Annotated in this window: 2 pseudogenes; both read left to right on the forward strand. The window is 47.6% G+C overall.

The features are described from left to right. Positions 1–398: pseudogene (locus ACWHAR_RS29015) on the forward strand (export ABC transporter ATP-binding protein); the annotation flags it as partial. A gap of 11 nt (positions 399–409) precedes the next feature. Beyond that, a pseudogene (locus ACWHAR_RS29020) lies at positions 410–618 on the forward strand (ABC transporter permease); the annotation flags it as partial.

Consider the following 618-nt stretch of genomic DNA (forward strand, 5'->3'; position numbering starts at 1 on the left):
AAACGGGCATGACGGTGATCTATACGAGTCAATACATGGAAGAAGTTGAGTTTTTATGCGACCGGATCGGGATAAATGATCAGGGGGAAAAGATTGCGATTGGCACAAAAACTGATTTGTGCAGCCGCCTTGGGGGCGATACCATCATTCAGCTCACGGTCAGCGGGATCTATGAAGCGTTTCTTGTGGCGATCCGATCTCTGGCCCATGTGAATGATATAACAGTACATGAATTAGAGCTCAAAATTGACATTTCTGCGGCTCATCATGAGAAAGTCGTCACCAGCCTGCTTGCTAAAGCTGCTGCTCATCATATAAACCTGCTGTCCCTTCAGGTGCAGGAACCGAATCTGGAGCGCCTGTTTCTGAATCTGACCGGCCGCACGTTGCGGGATTAGGAGGGACGGCTATGAAAAAAAGCATATGGATCGCCTGGAAAGATGTCAAAATCAGAATCACGGACAGAAAAGGATTTATGCTGCTTATCCTAATGCCGCTCATCCTAACATGTATTTTAGGCGCAGCGCTCGGATCAGTTGTTGACGGAGGCAGCCGGATTGATGACATCAAAGTCGGCTACATTCAATCAGACCAGTCAGATGCAGCAAACATGTTTAC

The sequence above is a fragment of the Bacillus sp. LR--39 genome (assembly GCF_053613335.1).